This window comes from Desulfoluna sp., assembly GCF_030145185.1.
Taxonomy (GTDB): Bacteria; Desulfobacterota; Desulfobacteria; order Desulfobacterales; family Desulfolunaceae; genus Desulfoluna.
In genome coordinates this window covers 123,973-145,909 of sequence record NZ_JAQYWB010000002.1, presented here as the reverse complement: position 1 = coordinate 145,909, position 21,937 = coordinate 123,973, and the positions used below count along the sequence as shown (strand labels likewise).

The window sequence follows — 21,937 nt, the reverse complement described above, 5'->3', positions numbered from 1 at the left end:
AAACAAATCGTGGTGAGCGCCGATCCAGACTCCGTGAAACGGTTTGGCGAAGTGCCTCGCGAAAAAGGGGGACGTGCTGTTCCCCTCCGCGTGAGCGGCGCCTGGCACAGCCCCTTGATTCAAGAGGCGGAAGCGCCTTTTCGCCGGGCACTTGAGGCGGTGTCTTTCCAGGAGGCGGAGAAAGGGCTCCTCTTCAACGTGACCGCGGCGTCGGAAGCAGACCCCGAGGCGATGAAGGAGAACATGGCCCGTCAACTGGTCAACCCGGTCCGCTGGTATGATATCATGATGCGTCTTCTTGCAGACGGGGTGACGCGATTTGTGGAGGTTGGTCCCGGTAAAGTGCTCACCGGGATGGCACGAAAAATTGTCCCCGAGGGCGGCCCGTGTGAGGTGGTGAATATCTCCACTTTGAAGGCCTTGGATGTCTGGATGAATGCGGCGCAGTAATTTGATTTTTATGTGAGGTATCAGCGAGTTGTCTCTTGCTGTTTTCCTCGGGCTTTCTTCGCAGAGAGGGACGCCCCATAGGCAAAATTTCTTTACAAAAAGTGTAAACTGTGTTTACAGTAGGCAGGTTAAACAAAAATTCGCCAATCAAGCTCAGAGGAGAGGTTTGAGTATGGATCAGGAAACACTGGAATATTTCAGGAAGTTTTTAACTGATCGGCTTAATGATCTTCTGGAACAGGCTGACAGCACCGTTGAAGGTATGACAGCCCAGAAGGAGAGCTTCCCCGATCCCACGGACCGAGCATCTCACGAAGAAAACAGAAATTTTATGCTGCGTATTCGCGACCGCGAACACAAGCTGATCAAAAAGATAAAACAGGCTTTGGAACGTATTGATAACGATGTCTTCGGGATCTGCGAAAGCTGTGAAGAGTACATTTCTGTCGAACGCCTTAAGGCACGCCCTGTCACGACCCAATGCATCGATTGCAAAACCCGGGCGGAAGCCAGAGAAAAATCCCTTGGCCTTTGATCATGCCGAGGCGGGAGTTGATCTGCACATCCATACCACCGCCTCCGATGGGTCTTTTTCGCCATGGGAGGTGGTTGCTTGTGCTCGAAAAACCGGTCTTTCCGCCATCGCCATTACCGATCATGACACGGTGGAGGGTGCCCGGGAGATTCTTTCCGCCGGACTTCCTGTCGATTTAAAATTCATCACCGGGGTTGAGATCAGCTCTTCTCCCCCTGCGCCTTACTGCAGCCAAGGCAGTTTCCATATCCTTGGATACGGGATTGATCTGGATTCGCCCCCCCTCGGGGAGGCATTGGCCGCCCTGCGGCGACAGCGCGAGACGCGGAATCCCCAGATGATTTCACGCCTTAATACCCTTGGCGTCCCCCTCACGCTTTCCGAGGTGGTGGCAGAGGCCGGAGGCGCTGTGGTCGGGCGTCCCCACATGGCCGCCGTCATGGTGCGGAAGCAGGCGGTGGGGTCGGTTCAGGAAGCCTTTGATCGTTACCTGGCCAAGGGGTGTCCCGCTTATGTAGAAAAGGGTCGCATTGATTTTGAAAATGCGGTAAGTCTCATTCGTGCTGCAGGGGGGCTTCCCGTGCTGGCACATCCTGTGACCGTAGGGCTTCCTCTGGGTGAGTTGGAAGGGCTTCTTGCAGACCTGACCCGAAGGGGTCTGGCCGGCGTGGAGGCTTATTATTCTACCCATTCTCCAGAGTTTACCCAGTCCCTTCTTCGTTGCGCAGAGTCCCTGGGGCTTTTGGTAACCGGAGGGTCCGATTTTCACGGGGAATATAAATCCGGTATACATTTGGGTGTGGGGAAGGGCGACCTCCATATACCCTTTGACTGTTACGCCACCTTAATCGCTGCATTGACATGAATCACATTGAAGACCTGTTACAGTTAGAGACCAACCTCAACTACACCTTTGGAGACCGAAGCTTTCTGGCGACGGCCTTGATGCACAGCTCCTATGTAAATGAACAGGGAGACACTGTCCCGGAGGACAACGAGCGCCTTGAGTTCCTGGGAGACGCCGTGCTGAACCTTGTGGTCGGGGATGCCCTGATGCACAATTTTCCTGAGTTGAACGAGGGCAATTTGTCCCGCATGCGGTCCAACCTGGTCAATGAGACCCAGTTGGCCGAGATTGCCAGGCAGCTTGATTTGGGCCTGTTCATTCGTCTGGGCAAGGGAGAGAATCAGACCAACGGTCGGGATAAAAATTCTATCCTCTCCGATGTCCTGGAAGCCGTCATCGCGGCGGTCTACCTTGATGGGGGCTTTGACGCCTCCTATCGTCTGATCAGTCGTCATTTTAAGCCCCTGCTCAGTGGGGTCCGTCCCACGCGCCTCAACAGCGACAGTAAGAGTCTGCTGCAGGAGTATTCTCAGGTGCATCTCAAGGAGATTCCGCGTTACCGTGTGGTCTCGGAGATGGGGCCGGATCATGACAAGACCTTTCAGATTTCCCTGAAGACCCGTGATATTGAAACCACGGGATATGGAAAGAGCAAGAAGTCTGCCGAGCAGGATGCTGCCCGCATCGCTTTGGATATCTTAAAGGAACGGGGGTTCTGAATCATGGCCCCCTTCAGTCGCCGGTGAGCCCTTCGCGGCCCCCCGGCACACCTCGTGAGTTGATCGTTCCCCTCTTTATCCCCCATGCGGGATGCCCTCACCACTGTATTTTTTGCAATCAATATGCGGTCACCGGCCAGGGCGGTTTAGGCGTCCCGGCCATGCCCAGCCGTGCAGAGATGGTCACAGACATTGAGCACTGGCTCTCCTGGGCCGCGAACCGCCATCCCGTAGAGATCTCTTTTTATGGCGGCACCTTTCTGGGTCTGCCCGTGGAGGCCATGACGGCCTGTCTGGATCTGGCCCGGAGCTACGTCCGATCGGGACGGGTGCAGGGAATTCGTTTTTCCACCCGCCCTGATACCGTGACGGAGGAGGTGCTGGATCTTCTGGCGGCTTACCCGGTCACCACGGTGGAGCTTGGGGCCCAGTCCATGGTAGATTCCGTTTTGCGGGCCAGCACCCGCGGCCACAGCGCCTCAGACACGGAAGTGGCCATGGGGCGGTTGAAAGAACGCGGCTATCGCACCATCCTTCAGATGATGCTCGGGCTTCCCGGGGAGTCCCTGGAACACTTTCACATCTCCCTTGACCGTATGCTGGCCCTGGCCCCCGACGGAATCCGCATTTATCCGACGGTGGTTCTTTCCGAAAGCGGCCTGACCATGCTCTGGCGTCAGGGCCGGTATGTGCCCCTGACCCTTGCTGAGGCGGTCTCTCGAAGCAAAGAGGCGTGGCTGGCCGCTTCCCGGAAAGGGATCACTGTGATTCGCATGGGGCTTCAAGAGAGTGAGGCGATGCGTTTAGAGCGTATTTGCGCAGGCCCTCACCACCCCGCCTTCGGCCATCTTGTCCACAGCGCCCGGTTCCTCGACATGGCGGAACGTCTTGCCGAACGGCTCTTCTCACCGGGAGACTCTCCTGTTTTTCGTGTCCACCCCCGAAATATTTCCCGTATGCGCGGGCTCCGCAATGAGAATATGGCGCGATTAAAAACCCGGTATGCTTTTCAGACGATTTCTGTTCGATCGGATGAGGCCCTGGCGGAGACCGCCTTGTCGGCCGGGGGGTGGGTCGTGGATTCGGTGCGCCAAATCTTTGCAAAACAGGGCGAAAGTTGATAAAGATGTTCGGGTAATTGGCTAGACCCTTATATGAGCAGGGGCTCAGCTCATTTGCTTCCCGCCCGACAGACACCGATCGATTCATATGAAGCGATTTAGATTTCAAGTGTTCCAAAGGAGCAGAGAATGACCAACGCGAACTACTTTTTTACTTCGGAGTCCGTAACGGAGGGTCACCCCGACAAGGTGGCCGACGCTATTTCCGATTCCATTTTAGACGCCATCATGGCCCAGGATCCACGATGCAGGGTGGCCTGCGAGACTCTGGTGACCACAGGTATGGCTTTCATCGCCGGTGAAATTACCACCAATTGCTATGTGGATATGACCCAGATTGTGAGGGACACCATTCGAGAGATTGGTTACGACTCCTCCGAGATGGGCTTTGACTGGCAGACCTGCGCTGTGATCTCAAGCATTGATAAGCAGTCTGAGGATATTGCCCAGGGCGTCAATGAAGGCGAAGGCCTTTTTAAGGACCAGGGCGCGGGCGACCAGGGGCTGATGTTTGGCTACGCCATCGATGAAACCCCGGAACTCATGCCCATGACAGCGGTCTTTGCCCACAAGCTGACCTATCGGCTTGCCGAGGCGCGTAAGACAGGGGTTCTTCCCTACCTCCGTCCCGATGGAAAGGCGCAGGTCACCATTGAGTATGAAAATGGAAAAGCCGTGCGCGTGGATACCGTGGTGGTCTCTTCCCAGCACAGCCCTGATGTGAGCCACGAGGATCTTCAGGAAGGCATCATCAAAGAGGTGGTGAATAAGGTGATTCCCTCTGAGATGATCGATGAGAAGACCCGTTTTCTCATCAACCCCACCGGCCGTTTTGTCGTGGGCGGTCCCATGGGCGACTGTGGCCTCACCGGTCGAAAAATCATCGTCGACACCTACGGCGGTCGTGGCAGCCACGGGGGCGGATGTTTCTCCGGCAAGGACCCCTCCAAGGTGGATCGCAGCGCATCCTACATGGGACGCTACATCGCCAAAAACATCGTGGCCGCTGGCCTGGCCCGAGAGTGTGAGGTTCAGGTGGCCTATGCCATCGGCGTGGCAGAGCCCGTGTCCGTTCTTGTGGACACCAAGGGCACCGGGGTGATCGACCAGACCCGCATTGCCGCTATCGTTCGTGAGGTCTTTGACCTGCGTCCTGCCGCCATTATCGAGCAGCTTGATCTCCTGAGGCCTATTTATAAAATGACCTCTGCGTACGGTCACTTTGGCCGCACCGATGAGGTGGGCTTTACCTGGGAGCGAACCGACAAGGTCGCGATTCTTCGGGAGAAAGCCGGGCTTTAAGGCTCTATAGCAGATCAGTTGTCAGACGGGTAGATGATGAAAGGGGCGTTTCCATGAGGAAACGTCCCTTTTTTATTTGGTACTTTGGCCCAGGCGCCGTGGGGAGGCATTGTTTTGCGTGCGTGGGGCCGGAGCGTCCAGGACAATGATGACCCGGCACTGGCTGAGGAAGGTGGTGTGGGCGACATCGGAGCGGATACGGGCGGCGTCTTCGCTGCTGATCATGATATCAGTGCGTGCCTCGGCCGTGGTGCCGATACCGGTGACCATCAGGGGGTTTTCACCGAGGGACGGGCCCTGGCCCGCCTGGGCGAGGCTCCTCTCATAAGCCGCCACCCCGCGTTGGACTGCGTATTCCCGGCTGATGATGGGGGGGCCGTACACCTCTTCTCCGGACTCGGTCACCACGCGCGGGGCGAGGCTGGGGACCGCGTCAATGCCGCGGGCATCGACAATGAGGCCTGTGTAAGCAACATGGGCCAGGTTTTTGGGCGTCGGTGAGGAGAAAAGGGGCTTGATGGGATCGATTTGCCGGATCTCCTCCGGGAGGATGAGTTGAGAGAAGGCGCCTCGGAGCGGAAGGGAGACCCTGGCCTCCACCGAGCCGTCGGTGAGGAATCGTTTTTTTGTCACCGGTGTGGAGAGAAGCATCAGGTCGACCTGGGCGAGAATTTCCCGGGTGTTGTCCATGACGTGGCCGCCTGTGATGTCTCCGTGAATGGTGAGCTTTTGCAAAATGGCGTAGAGGTTCTTCCGGGCTGCACCCACGGCCCGATTGACGTAGTGTTCCCGCGCTTCGGGGGAGGCGGGGCGTCCGGCCTGTTCGTTGGGGGCATGCATCCCTTGCGCCCAGGCCGTGCCGGTGCTCCAGTCGATCCCACCGTCCTTAAAGGTCTCCGTGATCTCCTGTCCGTCGGCGCCGAAGAGGAGGCCGGGGCAGACAAGGAACAGGGCTCCCAGGAAGATAAAGGGCATCAGCCGATGTATCATGATGGGCCTTTAAAGGGGTGTGGAAAAATCGTGCTCTGTTGGTCAACGGTCGGCACAGCGAAAACTCCGGTTCGGTCGTCTGGTTTTTATTTGCATGGCTCTTTTGTCTCAGTGAAGGCGCAAAAATCCGATATCAGCGACGCCCCTCTTTGTCAATGGAGACCAGGGAGACGTTCTTGTAATAGTGATGTAAAATGGTGTCGCAGGTAAAGCCTGAGGTGGCCATTTTTCGGGCACCCCACTGGCTCATGCCGACACCGTGGCCATACCCGCACCCTTCAAAGAGGTAGCCTTTTTTCTGGCGGGTGGCCGTGAACCAGGCACTTTTAATCACCGTGGGCCCCATGGCCTGCCTGAACTCGTTGCCGGTGAGTTCAAGCCGTCCCCGGGAGGTGCTGATGATCACCTGGCCGGTGCGCCCGGAAGGGGAGGGGTCGGCCGTGGTCAGGGAGATAATGCCTCCCGGTCGGTATCCCTTTGCCCAGAGCCTCCGGACCATGGTGTCCTTCTTCAGCTCTTTTTTCCAGCAGGCCTCGGGTGCCAGGCGACTGAAGCTGTCCTTGACCCCTTGCAGATAGGGCAAAGCCGCCCCCCAGACAGCATCGGCGCTTTCCGTCATGCCCCCACTGTTGGCGTGGAAACAGGCGATGATGGGGAGCCCCTGAAAGGCGAGATAGCGCCCGCGGGTGAGGTCGACAGGGCGTGTGGTCTCCGGGGTTTCGGCGTCAGCCCCTCCATAGACCTGAAAGGCGGTGGTGGCCTCCAGGTCAAAGCGGGGATGCCCTTTCCGGTTGAGTAGGGTATGATAGGTGTAGGTCCGTGAGGCAATGGCCTGGGCCTTCAGCGCTTCTTCCGGCCAGAGGGGGCTCATCTCTTTGGGGAGGACGCCGTACAGGTAGGGCTCGATGGCCAGGGTGTTGACCACCGAGATGCCTTTCTCTTCGGGCCAGAGTGTGACCTCTCCCCGGTAGGCGTGCCCGTCCACCCGGGGGAGGCGACCCGGGGTCTGAACCGACAGGGTCTGGGAGCCGGCCTTGACCCCATTGATGGCCAGGTCTTGCCCGGTGCGTGTGAGGGTGACCGGGCCGTCTCCTTCAAACAGGGGCAATCCGTCCTGGAGCACGGCCATGGGCTCGCCGGCTTTGCCGAGGATCACCTTTTCCTCTTTGTTTCGAATGAGAACCCGTACCGTGTCGGGGAGCTGGTCCATGGCCTTGTTCTGCACGAGGTTGGGCCGTTCGGTTCCAGCCAGGGTTTCCGCTTCCCGCAACCAGGCTCGGGCCGAAGAGCTGCGCATGTGATCGGGGTAGCGTTCGATAAATTGTTTAAAATGGGTGACCGCCTGACGAAACCGTCCGCTGCGGTAGGTCACGGTCCCCAAGGCAAATCGAGCATCGATGATCACCGAGGTGTTGGGGTAGGTGGCCTCAATCTGTTCGAGGCAGGCCACCGCCGTGTCGGGAAGGTTCAGGTTGCGACTGTACAGGGTCGAAAGAAAGAGAAGGGCCCTGGCCCGTTGTTCACGGTTGGAGCTGCCGTCCAGGATGCGTCGGTAAATGGCTGTGGCCTCGAGGGCTTGGCCCTGCTCGAGGAGGGCGGCGGCGTCTTCAAACAGGGTCGCCGGGGGGGTGGTTTCGGCGAAAACTGCCGGGGGCACACAGAAAAACAGGCAGAGGGTGACAAGGGTTTTCAGGCGAATCATGGGGTGGGAGCCCTCCGGGGTGGAACGTTTAAAATCGGTTGATCTTTGTTAATTGAATTGACTATACTTTTCCGGCAGCACAAGAGTACCGGATATTGAGGTTATTGACAACCAGTCGACAGGGGCTTCCTTTGAAATGGATCGGACGTACATGCGGTTATCTCGGACGAGCCACCCTCGATTTTATGGGGATGGCCCTGGTTCGTGCGGCCTTTACCTTGCGTATTCTCACCCTTCTGGTGAGGCGCCCCACCGATGGGCGCAAGCAGGTCAAGAGGGCGGTGGTGGAGCAGATTTACTTCACGGCCGTTCAGGCCCTGCCCCTGATCATTCCCCTGGCCCTGCTCGTGGGAAGTGCCGTGATTATTCAGTTTACCAAGCTCTCCGCTGAGTTTGAGCTCGGCAAGGCGGCCGTGATTTTGATTGTCCGGGAGATCGGTCCCCTCATCACAGCCCTGGTGGTTATTTTGCGTTCGGCCACAGCGGTCACCGCGGAGATGAGCTGTATGACCGTTTTTAATGAAATCGAGGCCCTGGAGATGTCCGGGGTGGATCCCATGTGGATCCTCTCTTTTTCACGGTTTACGGGCATCACCTCGGCGGTGGTTTGTCTTTTTGTGGTGTTTGACTTAGCGGCCCTGTTGGGTGGGCAGATTGTTGCCTGGGTGACCGTCAGCATGTCCGGCGATATCTTTCTTTTTCAGGTGGCTCGGGCCCTCAGCGGCACCGATTTGGTCGTCAGCCTGCTGAAGGCCTTGCTCTTCGGGTTGATTATCACGGTGGTGAGTCTCTTTCACGGGTACACCACCGTCCGTAAAGTCTCGCGGATTCCTGTGAGTGTCTCCCGGGCTTCCGTGGAGAGCTTTTTTGTCTGCATGCTTGTGAATGCCTTTGTTTCCATTGTTTTTTATCTGTAGAGGACACCTCGCCCATGCCGACCGCCGGAAAAGATGGCATCGACCCCGCCGATACACCGGTGGTTCAGTGGACAAACCTGAGGGTGAGAGATGGCTGGGGCGGGCGTTTGCTCTCCGGGCTTGATTTGACCCTGAATCCCGGGACGGCCGTGCATCTCTTTGCCGACAACCCCTCCGATGCCCATCTGTTGATGCGGTGTCTGGCCACCCTGGATTGGCCCTCACGCGGCACCTACTGTTTTGACGGCGCAACGCTTCCTTTCACCTGGTATGAGAAACTCCTCCCTGTCAAGCGCCGGATCGGATACCTTTATCCGACGGCCGCCATGGTGAGAAACCGGACCGTTGAGGAGAACCTTGACTACCAGGCGCATTATTTCAGTGACACCAACCTGGATCGGCACCAGGGGGTGAAGGAGGCGCTGGTGAAAGGTTTTGGCATTGAAAGGACGCTTTCCCTCTGCCCGGAGCTGATCGACGCCATGGAGCAGAGGCGGGCCATCGTCGTGCGGGACCTGCTCAAGGAGCCCCTGCTGTTTCTGGCGGAGTATCCCGAGGAGTTTGTGGGGCGGGGGTATCTGGCCTTGTTTATCAGTGAAATCCGTAAAATTCTTTTGCGGGGGGGGGTCTTTATTTTCACCACCAACTATCGGGGGTTCGGTAAAGAGCTCAGTCCCTTGAACCTTCATCTTGAAAATGGCACTCTGGTCAAGGAGCTGGCCCCATGATTGTACGCTATGACACCCGGGAAAAAGTGGTGGGGGCTTTTATGCTTGCCATCATTATTCTGCTGGCCCTGATGGTTCTGGCCATCGGTCGCAGCAAGGACTGGTTTCGCGAGAAGGTGACCTATTACACCACCTTTAAAGAGAGTTACAACCTGGAGAAAAATGCGGCCGTGAAGCTCTTTAATGCCGACATCGGCAAGGTTCGAGAGGTGACCCTCGTGGGGAACGTGGTCCACGTGCGGATGGCGGTCTTTGCCGAATACGCCCCGCGCATCCGAAGGGATTCCATCGCCACGGTCCAGAGTGTCAACTATATCGGCAACAAGTATATCTCCATCACGCCCGGCACCCCGGAGTCCCCTCAGATTTTGACGGATGAGGCGATTCTGTCCGAAGAGAAGCCCTCGGTCTCGGATATTCTCGCGGAGTTTGAGGTGGAGAAGACGGCCAAGCAGGTGATTCGTGCCGTGCAGGATATCTCAGAAGTGACCGCGCTGCTCAGGGATCCCGAAGGCCCGTTGTTTGCGGCGCTTGCCAGCATCAACAACTCCCTTGAGGCCGTGGAGGTTCGTGTGGGGGTGATCCTCGACAGCCTGGCCGTGGCCGTGGACAAGGTGCCGCATACCGTGGACCTCGTGGATCGGGATCTGAACAAGGTCCATGAAATCGGCGTGGAGATTGAAAAGAACATCGCGGTGCTGAAGCAGATTCTGGACAATGTGGAGAAGGGAAGCCGGGATGTGCCCACCATTACCGAAACAACCGTCAAAGGGCTTGCAGAGATCCGGGTGGGGGTGGAGCACATCGATGAGGTGGTGAAGTCCCTGAAGAAGAATCTTCTGATCCGGGGGAACCTGCCCCCTGGCCCTGAGGTCCGGGCAAAGGATGCGGGGCTCCGTCCCTGAGATCCCTTATAAAAAGGTCTTGGCAATGAAATCGGCGACCCCCTGGGCGTCGTCCGGGTGAAGGGTGGGCAGGCCATCCTCCTGCGGGGTGTCCGTGATGCGGGCCACGAGCTGCGTGAGTCCCGTCAGGTTTTTTTTGCCCGTCGCGGCTCGGTTGACTTCAATCTTGGGACGATCCGATCCCTTGTATCCTTCGGTGAGGATGAGATCCACATCCTTCATCTGTCCTTCCAACTCTTCCAGGCACACCGGGGTCACTTTTTTGACCAGGGCGTAGGCGGTCTCTGAGGCCACCATCACCGCATCGGCTCCAGCCTGCTGATACTTCCAGCTGTCCTTTCCTTCATGGTCCATGGAAAAGCCGTGGGCGGTGTGCTTGATGATCCCTACTCGAAAGCCTTTTTGTTGAAGCAACGGGAGGATCCGCGTCATCAGCGTGGTTTTTCCGGAGCCTGATTTACCCACGATGGAGAGGGTGACTGTCATGGAGGAGGGTCCTTTCAGAGGTTGATTTAAGCCGCCGTCAGGGGCGAGGATTTCGATAGCCTATGGGATTGGCTTCGGCCTTGTCAAGGCAAATGCGGGCCTGGCCGCAGGGCCTCTTGCTCTCGGTAAAATTCGAGGGATTCTTTGTTTGCACAGGAAGATTTGAAAGGGCGGACGCAATGCGTTATTGTGGGGGCTTTTCTATGTATAAAAATTGAACGGGGTCATGGACGAGGAGGATAATTTATAATGAAAAATGTGGTACTGACCGGCATGCCCGCCGCGGGAAAGAGCACCGTGGGGGTGATCCTCGCCAAGCGCCTTGGCCTGAATTTTACCGACAGCGATGTCTATATCCAGGCCCGGGAGGGGCGTCGTCTTTCAGAGATCATTCGGGAGGAGGGGATGGAGAGGTTCAAGGCGCTGGAGGAGAGTCACCTCTGTGGCATGGAGGCCACCGCCACCGTCATCGCCACTGGTGGAAGCGTCATCTACGGACGTCGGGCCATGGATCATCTGGCCACCCATGGCCTGGTGGTCTACCTGCACACCCCCTTGTCTGTTCTCCTGGAGCGTCTCAGCGATCTGGAGGCTCGAGGCGTGGTGATTCAGCCGGGCATGAGCGTCGAAAGCCTGTATCATGAGCGCCACCCCCTCTATATGGCGTGTGCTCACCTCGTGATTCCCACCGAAGGGTTGACCCCCTCCGGGGTTGCCGACGTGGTTCATGAGGCCCTGATCAATAGGGAGGGTGAGATCTGGCGATAGGGGGGCTTGGCAGAAAAAAAAATAGGGGGCCGAAGGGTTCCGGCCCCCGTCTATCTGGGGTGGTGAGGTTAGATCAGGTTACTCTTTTTTGGTTGTGACCTCATCGTCTTTGACGTCGGTTTTGCTGTCCTTCTCCTCATCCTTCTCTTCGTCCTCGTCATCGGTGGTGCCCAGGGGGCGTCTGCCGAAGGCCATGGCCCCGAAAATGCTCAGTTCATAGAGCAGGATCATGGGGGTGGCCAGCAGGATCTGGGTGACCACGTCCGGGGGGGTGAGGATAGCGCCGAAGATAAAGAAGAAGACCACGGCATATTTGCGGTGTTTCCTCAGGAATGCAGGCGTCACGAGGCCCATGATGGCCAGGATGGTGATAAAGATCGGGAGCTCGAAGGCGAGGCCGAAGGCCATGAGAAGTTTGGAGGCAAAGGAGAGGTACTCCCGCATGGTGGGCAGGGCCCTGAGGGACTCCGTTGCGAAGCCCAGAAAGAACTTAAACCCGAAGGGGAAAACGAGAAAGTAGCCGAAGAGGGCACCGCCGGTAAAGAAGAGCACGGAGAGCAGAATGGCCGGTGCCATGATCCACTTCTCCCGCTTGTAGAGCCCCGGAGCGATGAACATCCAGATCTCGAAGATAATCACCGGGCTGGCCAGGAGCAGGCCGGCCAGGAGGGAAACCTTAAGATAGGTGAAGAAGGCCTCGGGAAGGCCGGTAAAGATAATGGCACCGCCCTCGGGGAGCACGTCGAGGAGGGGCTGGGTAAGGAGGGTAAAGATCACCTCTTTGAACCCATAGGCGGCGGCCGACCCGATGACGATGGCGATAAAGCAGCGGATGAGCCGGGTTCTCAGCTCCTCCAGGTGATCGGTAAACGGGAGTTTGTCCTCTTCCTGCATGATTCGGTCTCTTTATGGGTGGCTCCGCACCATGGCGAAGCGTGGTCTGTCGTCTTATCGGGCTGCTTTTGTCTGTCTTGCGGTGTCTGACACCGCAAAAGAGCCCGTCATTAAACCTCTTTCTGGTCCGGCGTCTCTGGCTCGACTTCCTCGGCCTCGGGGGAGAGGGCATCGGGAGGGATCAGGGACACTTTTTTTATCTCGCCACCTGCCTTTTCGGTGGAAGGGGTCTCCAGGTCAACCGTAAAGGTTTCCTTGAGATCGCTTGTTGCCTTGCGAAATTCTCCAAAGGCTTTGCCGAGGGTTTGGGCCAGCTCAGGCAGTTTTTTGGGGCCGATGACGATAAGCGCCACGGCCATGATCAGGAGGATTTCGGGCATCCCCATTCCAAACATGGTGGTCATCTCCTTGAAAAAATTGAGAGTTGTTTCAGGTAAAAACGCATGGACGGTTGTACTTGTTTTGGGGGGCGGTGTCAAGGTGAAGGGCTTGTCGTTTACCCGGCCGTCGTGGACAACCCACCCTTTCTTTGAGAGAAGAAGAAGGATGTCTCCAGCGGTTGCATTGGCGTACAAATTGATGAAGAGCTAGATAAAAAGATTCGGGTTGCGCTGGTTTGACAGGCTCTGGGCGATGTACTACATAGGGTTTGGTTGAAACATGGAAGGGGTGTGCGGGGGGCGTCGTTTTCAGGCGTCTGTGGAAACGGATTCTCTGTGGTATGGAGGCAAGTATGACGATTCAATCGGTAAAGCGGGCTCTTGACATACTCTCCCTTTTCACCCCGTCTCGGCCTGTCCTGGGGATTACCGAGATGGCCGGCTTCATGGGGTTGCCCAAACCCACCGTTCACGGCCTGGTTCAAACCCTGGCCGACGAGGGCTTTCTCAGCCAGAGCGATGAGACCCGAAAGTACTCTCTGGGTCTTCGGGTGTACGAGTTGGGTACCTGCGTCACCAGCCATCTCCGGGTCAATCAGATCGGCGGGTCTGCTGCGCAGCGCCTCGCACGTCAGACCTCCCTGATGGCCCGTATCGCCATCTGGGATCGGGGGATGGTCCTTGTTACCTTGAACCTGTTCCCCAATGATCAGCCCCTTCCTTTTACAACTCTCGGACCCAAGGTCCCGGCCTATTGCTCGGCCGTTGGCAAGGCGATTCTCTCCACCTGTTCATCCCAGGCGCTGGAGGCCTATTTATCTCGCACCCGATTGGCCCCTTTGACACCGCAGACCCTGACCGATGACCATGTTTTGCGCTCTGAGCTGGAGACCGCCAGGGCTCTGGGGTATGCCTGTGAGTCGGAGGAGTATCTTAAAGGGCTGGCCTGCATCGCGTCCCCCCTGTTTGACCATACCGGGTCTTGCGTGGCGGCCCTCAGTGTCTCGGGTACTCCGGAGCTACTTAAACGGGGGGAGATGCCATCCATCGCCAGCGAGGTCAAGCGCACCGCCGGAGAGATCTCCTTTGCCCTGGGGTACGCCCCCAACCCGATGCACGGGGCGTCAGAGGGGAGATAAAAAAAGGGCAGACCCCTTTGGGTCGGCCCTTCATTTTTAAATCAAACCTGTTTTCTGGCGTTCGTCCGAGACGGTGAGCCCCTCCGGTCAATCGCCTTCGAATTCACACATGGCGTAGATGGGGGTGTCGCCGGTTTTGCTTCGTCCGCCGAGTTCTGGCAGTTCCACGATAAATCCGCACTCCACGATGTCGCCGCCCAGGCGCTTCACCAGGTTGATGGCCGCCTCAATGGTGCCCCCGGTGGCGATGAGGTCGTCGATGATCACCACTTTCTCGCCTTTTTCGATGGCGTCTTCGTGTATCTCCACTTCGGCTTCCCCGTACTCCAGGGCATAGGACTCTTCAATGGTTTTCCAGGGAAGTTTTCCTTTTTTTCTTACTGGAACAAATCCAACGCCGAGCTGGTAGGCCAGGACCGCGCCGAACACGAAGCCGCGGGCGTCGATGCCCACCACTTTTTCAATGTTCTTTCCTTTGTAACGTTCGTAAAACTGATCGCAAGCCGCGTGATAGGCGTTCGGGTCCTGCATCAGGGTGGTGATGTCACGGAAAATAACGCCTTCAATGGGCCATCCGGGGATGGACCGAATGCTCTCTTTAATAGTCATGCTCTTCCTGATCTCTTTTATCTGTTTTGTTGGTTTTATTAAGGTGTCTTTTTTATGCCTCACCGATTCTGGGTATTGCTTTTAACAGCAGCCCCTGGACCCGGTCGGTGTTCTTGTGAAAGACCTCAAGGATCTCTTCCCAGGAGACGGGGGTTTCGTCCTCTTTCCAGCAGTCATAATCGGTGCTCATGGCGACGGCGGCGTAAGGGATCCCCGCTTCATTGGCCAGGGCGGCCTCTGTGGCGACGCTCATGTTGACGACATCGGCTCCCCAAGAGCGGAACATCCTGGATTCGGCCCGGGTGGAGAAGCGCGGCCCCTCGATGGTCACCACCGTTCCTGTGTGATGGGTGGGGTTGCCGAGCTTTGTGCTGGTGTCAAAGAGCACCTTTCGCAGGTGGGCGTCAAAGGGGGTGGCCATGCCGGTATGGACGGCGCCGCTGGTGAAGTCGTCATGAAAGGTGTGGGCCCGTTTGCGGGTGAAGTCGATGAATTGATCCAGGATGACGAAGTGGCCCCGCTCGATCTCCTCCCGCAGGCTGCCGCAGGCGGTGGTGGCCACGAGGTGAGTGGCTCCCAGCTCTTTCAGGGCATGGATGTTTGCGCGATAGTTTACCTGACTGGGGCTGAACTGATGCTGGCGTCCGTGGCGGGCCAGGAGCAAAACGGTGCGTCCGTCCATGACGCCTCGGGTGATGGGGGATGAGGGGTCACCGAAGGGTGTGGTAAGGGTGATCTCTTCCGCATTTTTTAGAATCTTCGGGTCGTCGAGTCCCGACCCGCCGATGATGCCCACCTGAATCATGTGCCTCTCCTTAAATTCCCTGTGACCTCATGTCGTTGCCTTGCGCATTGTCTTCCCGGCGAGGGGCCACCGGGGCCTTGGCAGGCGTCCGATTCCCGCCGGAAACCGCCGGATAACCGCTATACGAGAACCTTGAATTATGATACTAAGGTTTATACGTTAATGCGTGATATGAGACAATATTTTTGTTCCTGACCCCCTGTCTGCCTGTGAATGGGAGGTGCCCAGGAGATATACGAGGTTCCTATGAAGGTAGACGGCAAAGAGATGAGGCCCATCTGGCTGAATAACGACAACCCCCTGGAAGTCCTTGTGATTGATCAGAGAATGCTACCCCATGAGCTGGTGATCGTGGCTCTGAAGGGCGTGGATGATACTCTGGACGCCATCCGGGAGATGTTCGTGCGGGGAGCCCCCCTGATTGGTGCCACCGGTGCCTGGGGGGTCTATCTGGCCTGCATCAATGCGCCGGGAGGCCAGATCACAGACGTCTGGCTTCAAGGTGAAGCAGAGCGCTTGAAATCGTCTCGTCCCACGGCTGTGAATCTGGCCTGGGCGGTGGATCGGATGATGGCCTGCCTGGCGTCGGTTCAGGGGGACGTTCATCGCGTGCGCGCCGCTCGCAAAGAGGCGGAGCTGATCGCCGATGAGGAGGCGGAGAACTGCCGCCAGATCGGGGTCTTTGGTGTCTCCCTCATCGAAGAGATCAGCCGCCGGAAGCAAGGGGAAACCGTCAACATCCTGACCCACTGCAACGCCGGGTGGCTGGCCTGTGTGGACTATGGCACCGCCACGGCACCGATCTACGAAGCGTTCAACCGCGGGATTGATGTTCACGTCTGGGTGGATGAGACCCGTCCTTTGAACCAGGGCGCCCGTCTGACGGCCTGGGAACTTGGGAAGCACGGGGTGGCTCACACGGTGATTGCCGACAACGCCGGAGGGCATCTCATGCAGCATGGCCAGGTGGATCTTGTCATCACAGGCACCGATCGCACCACCTGGACCGGAGATGTGGCCAATAAAATCGGGACCTACTTGAAAGCCCTGGCAGCCAGGGACAACGGGATTCCTTTTTGGGTGGCGCTTCCCTCTTCGACCTTCGACTGGGAGATGGATGATGGGGTGAAAGAGATCCCCATTGAGGTGCGAAATCCTGATGAGATTCGCTATGTTCAGGGGCAGGTGGCTGGGAAAACCGTCCAGGTTCTTGTCCCGCCGGCCAGCTCTGCCTGTGAGAATCACGCCTTTGACGTGACACCGGCACGGCTTGTGACCGGGTTTATTACCGAAAGAGGCCTGTGCGCGGCGAGTCGCGAGGGGGTCCTCGGACTCTTTCCTGAAAAGGGAAAGGAGGCACCATGCAATTGACTGATCAGGAAAAAAGGGTGATTTCTGCCATCCAGGGGGATATTCCGGTGTGTGAGCGCCCTTATCGGGTGCTGGCTAAGAGACTGGGGATGACCGAAGAGGTCTTTCTTTCCGTCTTGACAGGATTGGACGATAAAGGGATGTTCCGCCGTTTTGGTGCCACCTTACGCCACCAGAAATCGGGTTTTACTGCCAACGCCATGGTGGCCTGGCAGGTGGCTGAGGCTCGGTCGGAAGAGGTGGGAGGCCTCATGGCTTCGTTCAACGAGGTATCTCACTGCTACCGACGAGATCCTGCCGAGGAGTGGCCCTACAACCTCTATACCATGGTCCACGCCACCAGCCGCGAGACCTGCCTGGAGACCGCGCGCCGTATTTCTGAAAAAACGGGGGTGACTGTCTACAGGGTGTTGTTCAGCAAGCGGGAATTGAAGAAGACCTCCATGAGCTATTTTTCACAAGCCGAGGTGCCGGGGGCGGTTTGATGCCCGACGGTTACCGCGCTCGCTTTAAAGGCCTGGGTGTGTTCGTTTCTCTAACGGCGTGATTCCCAGCCATAGACCCCGATGGACTTGGAAAGTAGATCACCATGGATGTCGAAAATGCCGCCCTGACCGATGTGGGATGCCGCAGGCTCCGGAATGAAGATGCCTTTTTTGCCAGCAATGAGCTGAAACTCTATGTCGTTTCCGATGGCATGGGGGGTCACAAAGCCGGAGATGTGGCCAGCCGGTTGGTGGTGGAAGGCATGAGGGAATATATTGATCAGGTGAAAGACCTGGCGGATGGCCCGGTGCCTTCGACGGGCTCCGGTCTCTCTCCTGAAGCCTCTTCCCTGGTGGATGCCATCGGCCATGCCAACCGGAAGGTCTGGCAGGCGGCTCGTAATGTGGATCGGTATGAGGGTATGGGGGCCACGGTATCGGCGCTCTGGATCTGCGGCAGCTCCTATGTGGCGGCCAATGTAGGGGACAGCCCGGTTTACTGCATTCACGGTGAAACCATTGAGATGGTGTCTGTGTCCCACAATCTTTCCATGGACACGTCCGTCCAAGCCGAAAAGACGCCGGAGCCCAAGCGGTTGAAGCATATTCTCACGCGCGCTGTGGGGATCCGCGAGCGTGTTGCTGCCGATGTGTGTGAGAGTCAATGTTATCCGGGGGATCGATTTGTCATCTGTTCCGATGGGTTGAGCAACCGGGTGTCCGAAGAGGAAATTCTTCAGGCGGCTAACAATTTTTCCCCTGGGGATGCCGCCCGAACCTTGGTGGAGCTGGCCAATGCCCGGGGAGGGGACGACAACATTACCGTGGTGGTGGTCAAGGTCTTCGGAAGGGAAAGGGGGCCTTTTTCAGGGTGGGTAAACCGCGCACTGGGTAAGTTCAAGCTCTTGCCCCGGGTGAAAAGGTCTTAGTCACGGGGTTCGATTCACCGTGTCTGGCCAAAAAAAATCGTGCTGTTCTGCGGAGGTGTTTTGCCCTGTGGATGCACAGGCGTCGTCATGATTGTGTGCGATGCCATCATAAAAGGATAAATCGATGCCGGTAGTTCAACTGCAGTTCAAAGATCGGGTGATCAGTCGACACAGAGTGGAGCCGGGGGGAAGCCTGACCATTGGACGCCATCCAGAGAGTGACGTGGTGATTGATAATGCGGCGGTGTCGGGCAAGCATGCAAAAATTGACGGCTTGGAAGGGGGGTATTTTATTACCGACCTGAAGAGCACCAACGGCACGGTGATCAACCGCACGATGATTACGACCTGTCAGTTGAAGCATGGGGACAGCATCCTGATCGGGCGTCATCAGTTGATTTTTGGTTACGCCAGAGGAGAAACCCGGCCTGAACGGGAGTTGGCTCCCTTGGACAAGACCGTGGTGATGGATGTCGGCCGTCAACAGCCCTCTGGGTCCAGTGCCGAACTCAATGCCTATCTCTCGATTCTCAAGGGGGGCAGCGGCGATATACCCCTGACCAAAAAGGTGACCAAGATTGGCAAGGACCCGGCCTGTGATATTGTGGTGCCCGGATTCGGGGTGGGTAAAATTTCCATGACCATCAGCAAGATGCCCAAGAGTTTTTTAATCAATTATATCAGCGGATTTAAGCGGCCGCGCGTTAATGGAGAGCCCCTGAGGACCTCGGTCAAGCTTCGAGAATTTGATACCGTCGAGATCGGGACGACCCGTCTTCAATTTGTTTTCCGTGAATCCCTCTTCATGTAAGGCGTTGCCGGAAGGGCCTTGTTTCTCGTTTTGCCCAACGGGGGCCGTTGACAAGGGACGGGGGAGGTGGGGTAAGGTGTGAACCACTCGGATGCGTTTCCGGGTGGTTTTTTTTGTCGGGCACATTGCAACCGTATGATTTTACTAAAAGAGGTGGACGTGGCCACACTGCTTGTTATCGATAACTACGACTCCTTTACCTACAACCTGGTCCAGATGTTCAAGGGCATGGCCGGTCTCTCTGTCAAGGTGTTCCGAAGTGATGCCATCTCCCTGCGTCAGGCGGAGGTTCTGGGCCCCGATTATATTCTCATCAGCCCCGGCCCCAAGGCCCCGGAGCACGCCGGAGTGTCCATTTCCATGATCCGCGCCTTTTATAAACGGGTGCCGATCCTGGGGGTGTGCCTCGGCATGCAGTCCATCAATGAGGCCTTCGGGGGCCAGACCGTCAGGGCTCCCCTGCCGGTTCATGGGAAGCAGAGCCCTATTGTTCACACGGGTGAGGGGGTGTTTGAGGGGGTCCCCTCGCCGGTGCGTGTGGCCCGGTATCACTCGCTTATGGTGGAGATGGCCGAGGGGGCGCCCCTTGAGGTGACGGCCCACTCCGATGACGGGGTGATCATGGGGCTGGCCCACCGGGAGTTTCCCTTGTGGGGGGTGCAGTTCCACCCGGAGAGTTTTATGACGGATCACGGCCGGACCATGGTGGCTAATTTCCTGAATCTCGGACCGTTGAACCGGATAAACGCGTAACAGATCGATCTCATCGGTGTGTTACGGAACCCTCGACACATGGAGGCCCAAGGTGTTGGACAGGCTTTTCAATTCATGGCCGGATGGCTTGACAGTCAAGCGAACAGAGCTGGAACTCACGGAACCCTTTGAGCGCTTTGCGTCTCGTTTTGCAAAGGATGAGGGGACCGTGGTGCTGCTCAGCGGCGGAACCCTGGATTCCGCTCGATACAATATGCTGGCGACCCGACCCTGGCTCACGCTCTCCGGTTACGGCGGGTCCATGACCCTTGCCGGGGAGGGTCGGCAGGAGACCTTCATCGCCGATCCCTTTGATACGGTGCGGGCGCTGACCTCCCGGTTTGCCTTGACCGGTGACCAGGCCTGGGGACCCGTGGCATCTGGGCTTTTCGGCTACTTCTCCTATGACCTGAAGGATGTCGTGGAGCGGCTTCCCCGCACGACCCTGGATCGTTTTCAGCTTCCCCATCTCTGGCTGTCTGCTCCGAGGATTCTGGTGGTTGAGGATCGCCTCTTAGGGGAGAGGGTGCTCTGGGTGACGGGGAGAAGTGAGGCAGAGATCGATGAGGCCTCCCGGGTCTTTCAGGCACGTCTTGCGTGCCCCCTGCCCTCTCCCGGCCGTTTCGGGGGAGGGGATTTTGTCTCCAACTTTGATTTGCCGGGGTACATGGCCGCCATTGAGCGTATCAAGGGGTACATTGGTTCCGGAGACATCTATCAGGTGAACATGTCCCAGCGCTTTGAGGGCCACTTTACCGGCGATCCGTATGCTCTCTTTCTGGCGCTCTTTGCCGACAACCCGGCCCCGTTCTTTGCCTATGTCCAGGCCGGTTCCCATCAAATCGTCTCCACCTCTCCGGAGCGGTTCATCAAGAGGGACCAGGGAGCCGTGGAGGCGCGTCCCATCAAGGGCACCCGCCCCCGGGGAAAGACGCCTGAAGACGATGACGCCCTCCGGCAGGAGCTCTCTTCAAGCCCCAAGGACGACGCAGAGCTCTCCATGATTGTGGATCTTATGCGAAACGACATGGGCAAGGTGTGTCAGGCAGGAAGTGTCAGGGTCCGTGAGCACAAGCGGGTCGAGGCCTACAAAAATGTGTTTCACCTGGTCTCCCTGGTGGACGGACAGTTGGATGACGGGGTCGATGCGGTCGATCTGCTTCGAGCCACCTTTCCCGGGGGCTCCATCACCGGCTGCCCGAAGATCCGCTCCATGGAGATCATTGATGAGATGGAGAGCGATGCGCGGCATCTCTATACCGGTTCCATCGGGTATCTCAGTTTTCACGACACTCTGGATCTCTCCATTGCCATCCGCACCGCCACCCTTTCACAGGGGCGGGTGGTCTTTTCCGTTGGGGGGGGGGTGGTGTACGACTCCGATCCCGAAGCGGAGTACGAGGAGACCCTTCATAAGGGAGAGACCTTGATGAAGGCGTTTACAGGGCGTCGGCCGGCGACGGAGGGAGACGAGTGGGTCTGGCTGGATGGGCGTCTGACGGCGGCAGGCGAGGCGAGCCTCCCTGTAATGAGCCGGGCTGTGCAGTATGGCGCCGGAGTGTTTGAGACCCTGCGCGTGGAGAGGGGCCAGGCGCCGTTTCTTGCGCAGCATCTTGCGCGGCTTGAGAAAAGCTGGCGAGGGCTCTTCGGCGCGGCGTTGCCCGATTTGACCTGGGAGACGATTATTTCTCAGCTTGTTGAGGCCAATGGGCTGGAGGAGAAGACCGCGGCGGTCAAAATCATGGTGGGAGAGGGGCAAGAGAGAGGTGCCGGGTTCGGAGGGCACCTGGTCCTGACCGCGCGACCTTACACCCATAGGCTGACGGTCTCCGGAAAAAAAGGGCTCAGCGTGGTCACCTTTCCCTATCCCCGCACCTCCCCCCTTGCCGATCACAAGAGCCTTAATTACCTGCTAAGCCTGAAGGCTTTGGCTTATGCCGGAGCCATGGAGGCCGAGGACGCTCTTTTACTGAATGCCGATGGCTCTGTTTCGGAGCTGGCCACGGCCAATCTCATCGCTCTCTCTGGAGACCGGGCGATTCTGCCTTTGTCGGCCCATGTGCTTCCCGGGGTGATGCAGGCCCAGGTGCTGTCGGTTCTGGACGCCTGGGGGTACCGAAGGGTCCAGGAGCGGCTTGATGTCACGGACCTGTCCGCCATGGACGGGGTGATGGCCACCAACGCCCTCATGGGGGCCGTCCCGGTGCTGTCGGTGGATGGAATGGAGATGAAAGGTGGGGCCGAGGGTCTCTGCGCCGATCTGAATACGAGGCTGGGGATTCGACGGTAGG

The 21,937-nt window shown here is 57.7% G+C and carries 24 protein-coding genes; 17 read left to right on the top strand and 7 right to left on the bottom strand.

Annotated elements, in window-relative coordinates:
• From Q1Q75_RS01105 to metK, 6 genes are all read left to right on the top strand, one after another.
• Positions 1-450, top strand: a 450-nt coding sequence (locus Q1Q75_RS01105) for an ACP S-malonyltransferase (RefSeq protein ID WP_300667160.1), incomplete at its 5' end; no start/stop codon positions are given.
• A 172-nt stretch (positions 451-622) separates the two neighbouring features.
• Entirely contained in the window at positions 623-985 is a 363-nt protein-coding gene (gene dksA / locus Q1Q75_RS01100; RefSeq protein WP_300667159.1) for an RNA polymerase-binding protein DksA, read from the top strand.
• On the top strand, positions 975-1,850 hold the full coding sequence (locus tag Q1Q75_RS01095; RefSeq protein ID WP_300667158.1) for a PHP domain-containing protein: 876 nt from the start codon (positions 975-977) through the stop codon (positions 1,848-1,850). The genes dksA and Q1Q75_RS01095 overlap by 11 nt, the downstream gene beginning before the upstream one ends.
• Positions 1,847-2,551, top strand: coding sequence for a ribonuclease III (gene rnc, locus Q1Q75_RS01090; RefSeq protein ID WP_300667157.1), 705 nt, complete (start codon positions 1,847-1,849; stop codon positions 2,549-2,551). The genes Q1Q75_RS01095 and rnc overlap by 4 nt, the downstream gene beginning before the upstream one ends.
• A gap of 23 nt (positions 2,552-2,574) precedes the next feature.
• Positions 2,575-3,672, top strand: a complete 1,098-nt coding sequence (locus Q1Q75_RS01085; protein WP_300667156.1) for a radical SAM protein — start codon at positions 2,575-2,577, stop codon at positions 3,670-3,672.
• A gap of 129 nt (positions 3,673-3,801) precedes the next feature.
• Entirely contained in the window at positions 3,802-4,974 is a 1,173-nt protein-coding gene (gene metK, locus Q1Q75_RS01080; RefSeq protein ID WP_300667155.1) for a methionine adenosyltransferase, read from the top strand.
• A 72-nt stretch (positions 4,975-5,046) separates the two neighbouring features.
• On the opposite strand, the gene Q1Q75_RS01075 is transcribed toward metK, so the two are convergent.
• Both Q1Q75_RS01075 and Q1Q75_RS01070 read right to left on the bottom strand, forming a co-directional pair.
• Positions 5,047-5,964, bottom strand: a complete 918-nt coding sequence (locus Q1Q75_RS01075; protein WP_300667154.1) for a hypothetical protein — start codon at positions 5,962-5,964, stop codon at positions 5,047-5,049.
• 133 nt (positions 5,965-6,097) lie between these two features.
• Positions 6,098-7,666 (bottom strand): SpoIID/LytB domain-containing protein, encoded by a 1,569-nt coding sequence (locus Q1Q75_RS01070; protein ID WP_300667153.1) that lies wholly within the window; start codon positions 7,664-7,666, stop codon positions 6,098-6,100.
• Between the two features lie 104 nt (positions 7,667-7,770).
• Here Q1Q75_RS01070 and Q1Q75_RS01065 point away from each other — a divergent pair, with 104 nt between their 5' ends.
• The 3 genes from Q1Q75_RS01065 to Q1Q75_RS01055 are packed head-to-tail and all read left to right on the top strand — an operon-like array spanning position 7,771 to position 10,216.
• The gene (locus tag Q1Q75_RS01065; protein WP_300667152.1) at positions 7,771-8,583 is read left to right on the top strand and encodes an ABC transporter permease; all 813 of its coding nucleotides are present in this window, start codon (positions 7,771-7,773) and stop codon (positions 8,581-8,583) included.
• Positions 8,584-8,597: 14 nt separating this feature from the next.
• On the top strand, positions 8,598-9,311 hold the full coding sequence (locus Q1Q75_RS01060; protein ID WP_300667151.1) for a hypothetical protein: 714 nt from the start codon (positions 8,598-8,600) through the stop codon (positions 9,309-9,311).
• A complete protein-coding gene (locus Q1Q75_RS01055; protein ID WP_300667150.1) occupies positions 9,308-10,216 on the top strand; it encodes an MlaD family protein in 909 nt (302 codons plus the stop codon). The genes Q1Q75_RS01060 and Q1Q75_RS01055 overlap by 4 nt, the downstream gene beginning before the upstream one ends.
• 6 nt (positions 10,217-10,222) lie before the next feature.
• On the opposite strand, the gene mobB is transcribed toward Q1Q75_RS01055, so the two are convergent.
• Positions 10,223-10,702, bottom strand: coding sequence for a molybdopterin-guanine dinucleotide biosynthesis protein B (gene mobB, locus Q1Q75_RS01050; RefSeq protein WP_300667149.1), 480 nt, complete (start codon positions 10,700-10,702; stop codon positions 10,223-10,225).
• A gap of 249 nt (positions 10,703-10,951) precedes the next feature.
• Here mobB and Q1Q75_RS01045 point away from each other — a divergent pair, with 249 nt between their 5' ends.
• Entirely contained in the window at positions 10,952-11,470 is a 519-nt protein-coding gene (locus Q1Q75_RS01045; protein ID WP_300667148.1) for a shikimate kinase, read from the top strand.
• A gap of 78 nt (positions 11,471-11,548) precedes the next feature.
• Here Q1Q75_RS01045 and tatC read toward each other — a convergent pair whose 3' ends face one another.
• Together tatC and Q1Q75_RS01035 are read right to left on the bottom strand one after the other, a co-directional pair.
• The gene (tatC, locus tag Q1Q75_RS01040; protein WP_300667147.1) at positions 11,549-12,364 is read right to left on the bottom strand and encodes a twin-arginine translocase subunit TatC; all 816 of its coding nucleotides are present in this window, start codon (positions 12,362-12,364) and stop codon (positions 11,549-11,551) included.
• Positions 12,365-12,474: 110 nt separating this feature from the next.
• Entirely contained in the window at positions 12,475-12,759 is a 285-nt protein-coding gene (locus tag Q1Q75_RS01035) for a twin-arginine translocase TatA/TatE family subunit (protein ID WP_300667146.1), read from the bottom strand.
• Positions 12,760-13,097: 338 nt separating this feature from the next.
• Here Q1Q75_RS01035 and Q1Q75_RS01030 point away from each other — a divergent pair, with 338 nt between their 5' ends.
• Positions 13,098-13,883: an IclR family transcriptional regulator gene (locus Q1Q75_RS01030; protein ID WP_300667145.1), complete on the top strand. Its 786-nt coding sequence runs from the start codon at positions 13,098-13,100 to the stop codon at positions 13,881-13,883.
• Between the two features lie 87 nt (positions 13,884-13,970).
• Here Q1Q75_RS01030 and Q1Q75_RS01025 read toward each other — a convergent pair whose 3' ends face one another.
• On the bottom strand, positions 13,971-14,492 hold the full coding sequence (locus Q1Q75_RS01025) for an adenine phosphoribosyltransferase (RefSeq protein WP_300667144.1): 522 nt from the start codon (positions 14,490-14,492) through the stop codon (positions 13,971-13,973).
• Positions 14,493-14,544: 52 nt separating this feature from the next.
• The gene (gene mtnP / locus Q1Q75_RS01020) at positions 14,545-15,297 is read right to left on the bottom strand and encodes an S-methyl-5'-thioadenosine phosphorylase (protein WP_300667143.1); all 753 of its coding nucleotides are present in this window, start codon (positions 15,295-15,297) and stop codon (positions 14,545-14,547) included.
• 246 nt (positions 15,298-15,543) lie between these two features.
• Between mtnP and mtnA the strand changes: the two genes are divergently transcribed.
• The 6 genes from mtnA to pabB all read left to right on the top strand — a co-directional run bounded on the left by mtnA (position 15,544) and on the right by pabB (position 21,936).
• On the top strand, positions 15,544-16,668 hold the full coding sequence (gene mtnA, locus Q1Q75_RS01015) for an S-methyl-5-thioribose-1-phosphate isomerase (RefSeq protein ID WP_300667142.1): 1,125 nt from the start codon (positions 15,544-15,546) through the stop codon (positions 16,666-16,668).
• Positions 16,659-17,153 (top strand): Lrp/AsnC family transcriptional regulator, encoded by a 495-nt coding sequence (locus Q1Q75_RS01010; RefSeq protein ID WP_300667141.1) that lies wholly within the window; start codon positions 16,659-16,661, stop codon positions 17,151-17,153. The genes mtnA and Q1Q75_RS01010 overlap by 10 nt, the downstream gene beginning before the upstream one ends.
• A 104-nt stretch (positions 17,154-17,257) precedes the next feature.
• Entirely contained in the window at positions 17,258-18,082 is an 825-nt protein-coding gene (locus Q1Q75_RS01005) for a protein phosphatase 2C domain-containing protein (RefSeq protein WP_300667140.1), read from the top strand.
• A gap of 124 nt (positions 18,083-18,206) precedes the next feature.
• On the top strand, positions 18,207-18,893 hold the full coding sequence (locus Q1Q75_RS01000) for an FHA domain-containing protein (protein ID WP_300667138.1): 687 nt from the start codon (positions 18,207-18,209) through the stop codon (positions 18,891-18,893).
• 135 nt (positions 18,894-19,028) lie between these two features.
• Entirely contained in the window at positions 19,029-19,646 is a 618-nt protein-coding gene (locus tag Q1Q75_RS00995) for an aminodeoxychorismate/anthranilate synthase component II (RefSeq protein WP_300667136.1), read from the top strand.
• A gap of 52 nt (positions 19,647-19,698) precedes the next feature.
• Positions 19,699-21,936 (top strand): aminodeoxychorismate synthase component I, encoded by a 2,238-nt coding sequence (pabB, locus tag Q1Q75_RS00990; protein ID WP_300667134.1) that lies wholly within the window; start codon positions 19,699-19,701, stop codon positions 21,934-21,936.
• Position 21,937 lies beyond the last annotated feature (1 nt).

Coding starts and splice junctions, on each gene's coding strand:
- dksA (WP_300667159.1), top strand. CDS start 623: ATGGATCAGGAAACACTGGAATATTTCAGGAAGTTTTTAACTGATCGG.
- rnc (WP_300667157.1), top strand. CDS start 1,847: ATGAATCACATTGAAGACCTGTTACAGTTAGAGACCAACCTCAACTAC.
- metK (WP_300667155.1), top strand. CDS start 3,802: ATGACCAACGCGAACTACTTTTTTACTTCGGAGTCCGTAACGGAGGGT.
- Q1Q75_RS01075 (WP_300667154.1), bottom strand. CDS start 5,964: ATGATACATCGGCTGATGCCCTTTATCTTCCTGGGAGCCCTGTTCCTT.
- Q1Q75_RS01070 (WP_300667153.1), bottom strand. CDS start 7,666: ATGATTCGCCTGAAAACCCTTGTCACCCTCTGCCTGTTTTTCTGTGTG.
- Q1Q75_RS01060 (WP_300667151.1), top strand. CDS start 8,598: ATGCCGACCGCCGGAAAAGATGGCATCGACCCCGCCGATACACCGGTG.
- Q1Q75_RS01055 (WP_300667150.1), top strand. CDS start 9,308: ATGATTGTACGCTATGACACCCGGGAAAAAGTGGTGGGGGCTTTTATG.
- mobB (WP_300667149.1), bottom strand. CDS start 10,702: ATGACAGTCACCCTCTCCATCGTGGGTAAATCAGGCTCCGGAAAAACC.
- Q1Q75_RS01045 (WP_300667148.1), top strand. CDS start 10,952: ATGAAAAATGTGGTACTGACCGGCATGCCCGCCGCGGGAAAGAGCACC.
- tatC (WP_300667147.1), bottom strand. CDS start 12,364: ATGCAGGAAGAGGACAAACTCCCGTTTACCGATCACCTGGAGGAGCTG.
- Q1Q75_RS01035 (WP_300667146.1), bottom strand. CDS start 12,759: ATGTTTGGAATGGGGATGCCCGAAATCCTCCTGATCATGGCCGTGGCG.
- Q1Q75_RS01030 (WP_300667145.1), top strand. CDS start 13,098: ATGACGATTCAATCGGTAAAGCGGGCTCTTGACATACTCTCCCTTTTC.
- Q1Q75_RS01025 (WP_300667144.1), bottom strand. CDS start 14,492: ATGACTATTAAAGAGAGCATTCGGTCCATCCCCGGATGGCCCATTGAA.
- mtnP (WP_300667143.1), bottom strand. CDS start 15,297: ATGATTCAGGTGGGCATCATCGGCGGGTCGGGACTCGACGACCCGAAG.
- mtnA (WP_300667142.1), top strand. CDS start 15,544: ATGAAGGTAGACGGCAAAGAGATGAGGCCCATCTGGCTGAATAACGAC.
- Q1Q75_RS01010 (WP_300667141.1), top strand. CDS start 16,659: ATGCAATTGACTGATCAGGAAAAAAGGGTGATTTCTGCCATCCAGGGG.
- Q1Q75_RS01005 (WP_300667140.1), top strand. CDS start 17,258: ATGGATGTCGAAAATGCCGCCCTGACCGATGTGGGATGCCGCAGGCTC.
- Q1Q75_RS01000 (WP_300667138.1), top strand. CDS start 18,207: ATGCCGGTAGTTCAACTGCAGTTCAAAGATCGGGTGATCAGTCGACAC.
- Q1Q75_RS00995 (WP_300667136.1), top strand. CDS start 19,029: ATGATTTTACTAAAAGAGGTGGACGTGGCCACACTGCTTGTTATCGAT.